This window comes from Albidovulum sp., assembly GCF_041919395.1.
GTDB lineage: Bacteria > Pseudomonadota > Alphaproteobacteria > Rhodobacterales > Rhodobacteraceae > Albidovulum.
Map to the genome: position 1 here is coordinate 1 of NZ_JAYRTX010000183.1, position 2,333 is coordinate 2,333.

3 protein-coding genes and 1 pseudogene are annotated in these 2,333 nt (G+C 68.6%); all 4 read left to right on the plus strand.

The features are described 5' to 3' along the window. Positions 1 to 243: pseudogene (locus ACMUOO_RS17135) on the plus strand (hypothetical protein); the annotation flags it as partial. A 21-nt stretch (positions 244 to 264) separates the two neighbouring features. Next, the gene (locus ACMUOO_RS17140) at positions 265 to 1,215 is read left to right on the plus strand and encodes an ABC transporter permease (RefSeq protein WP_301918480.1); all 951 of its coding nucleotides are present in this window, start codon (positions 265 to 267) and stop codon (positions 1,213 to 1,215) included. Further along, positions 1,199 to 2,056, plus strand: coding sequence for an ABC transporter permease (locus ACMUOO_RS17145; protein ID WP_301918481.1), 858 nt, complete (start codon positions 1,199 to 1,201; stop codon positions 2,054 to 2,056). The genes ACMUOO_RS17140 and ACMUOO_RS17145 overlap by 17 nt, the downstream gene beginning before the upstream one ends. Next, positions 2,053 to 2,333 (plus strand): ATP-binding cassette domain-containing protein (locus ACMUOO_RS17150; protein ID WP_413855801.1); only part of this gene is annotated, 281 nt, incomplete at its 3' end. The genes ACMUOO_RS17145 and ACMUOO_RS17150, both read left to right, overlap by 4 nt.

Sequence of the window (2,333 nt, forward strand, 5' to 3'; positions counted from 1 at the left end):
GTCACCGCCGACGCCGTCGCCCGCTACCGCATCATCGACGGCGATCCCCTCTCGGCCAGCTGTGAGACCGAGGCGAACGTGGCCATCCACCGCAAGGACGGCGTCTTCGGCCATCACTCCACGGGCCGCCTCACATGCGACGCCACCCATTTCCGTGTCGAGATGCGGCTTCGCGTCACCGAGAACGGCGCGACGATCTTCGAGCGCCAATGGGACGAGAGGATCCCGCGCGACCATGTCTGAAAGGGAGCGACAGGCGCGGAGATGCTGAGATACGCCGTCAAGCGCATCGCCCTCGCCGTCGTGATCCTCTTCACGGTGATGCTGGCGATGTACGCGATGGTCTTCCTGGTTCCGGGCGATCCGGCTTCTCTGGCGCTGGGGCCGCGGGCGACGCCGGAGCTGAAGGCGCTGCTTCGCGAGCGGATGGGGCTTGACGAGCCCGTGTTGTGGCAGGTCTGGCATTTCTTTCGCAATGCCGTGACCGGCGACCTCGGCTACGATGTCTGGTCGAAGCGGCCGGTGCTGGACCAGATCCTCGAGTTCTTTCCCAACACGCTGATCCTCGGCGTCGCCGCGCTCGGCTGGGCGCTGGCCCTCGGCATCGCGCTGGGCGCTGCGGCGGTGGTCTGGCGGGACACGGCGGCGGACCGTCTGCTCGGGGTGCTGTCGGTCGGGCTGATCTCCATACCTGCCTTTGTCGTCGCGATCTATGCCATCCTGATCTTCGCGGTCTGGCTGCGCTGGCTGCCGGCGATCGGCGCGGGAACGCCCGGCGATCCGGCAAGCCAGGCCCGCGCGCTGATCCTGCCTGCCTTCGCTCTCGGCATCGGCTGGGTCGGCTACCTCGCGCGCCTGGTGCGCGCCTCGCTTCTGGAAGTCATGGGCGAGAACCACATCCGCACCGCGCGTGCCTTCGGCCTGCCGGAACGCCGGGTCGTGCTTCGGTACGGGCTGCGGGTTGCGATCATCCCGACCATCGCGCTCCTCGCCGTCGGGCTCGGCTCGATCCTGTCGAGCGCGGTCTTCGTCGAGACGGTGTTCGGCCGGCCCGGCATCGGCACGCTGATCACCGGCGCGGTGCAGAAGCGGAACTACCCCGTCGTGATGGGTACGGTCCTCTTCATGACCGCCTTCTACCTCTTCGTCGTCACCGCCGCCGACCTCCTGATCGCGCGGCTCGACCCGCGGGTGCGCGATGTCTTCCGGCGGTAGGTTCAGGGCGCTTCGCGCGCTTCTGTCCGACCCGATGGGGGCGCTCGGCCTTGGGCTCGTTCTCCTCTTTGTCGTCATGGCGCTCTTCGCGCCCTGGGTGGCGCCGGCCGACCCGATCAAGCTGAACGTGGCCGAGAAGTTCCAGCCGCCGTCGCTTGCCCATCTGGCGGGCACCGACCAGCTTGGCCGCGACCTTCTGTCCCGGATCGTCTACGGGGCGCGGACGGCTCTCGCGATCGCGCTGACGGCGGTCGGGCTCGCCGGAGTCGGCGGGCTGATTCTCGGCATGATCGCGGGGTTCGGGCCGCGCTGGCTGGATGCGGTTCTGGTCCTGCTGTTCGACTCGATGTCCTCGCTGCCGATGATCATGTTCGCGCTCGCCGTCATCACCATCGTCGGGCCAGGCACCGGGACGCTGATCCTCGTCGTCGTCCTCGTCTCGATCCCCGCCTACGCGCGGCTGATCCGCGCCCAGACGCTTGCACTTTCGGGGGCGGATTTCATCGTCGCGGAGCGTGCGATGGGCGCCTCGTCGGCGCGCATCCTCTTCCGCCACCTTCTGCCGAACGTGGTCGGACCGCTACTCATCCTCCTGTCGATGGACGTGCCGGTGGTGATCATGCTGGAGGCGGGACTTTCCTACCTCAACCTCGGGGTTCGTCCGCCGACGCCCTCCTGGGGCAATATCCTCTATGACGGCTACACCTCGATCCGCGCGGCACCCCACATGGTGGTGATCGCGGGCCTGCCGCTCGTGCTCTCGACCCTCGGCTTCACCTTCCTTGGCGAGGGCCTGCGCGACGCGCTCGACCCCAGGCTGAGGCGGAGGGTGGCAGGATGAGCGAACCCGTTCTCTCGGTCGAGAACCTGTCGCTTCGCTATCGCGTGGCAGGCGGCGCGGTCGCGGCGCTGCGGAACGTGAGCCTGTCGGTCCGTCAGGGCGAGGTGCTGGGGATCGCGGGCGAAAGCGGCTGCGGCAAGTCATCGCTTGCGGCGGCGATGATCGACCTTGCGGGTGCGAATGCCGAAGTGACCGCCGGTGCGATCCGGCTGAGGGGCCAGGACATCCTTCGGCTCGACCAGGCGGCGCGGAGGCGGCTGCGCGGACGCGAGATCGC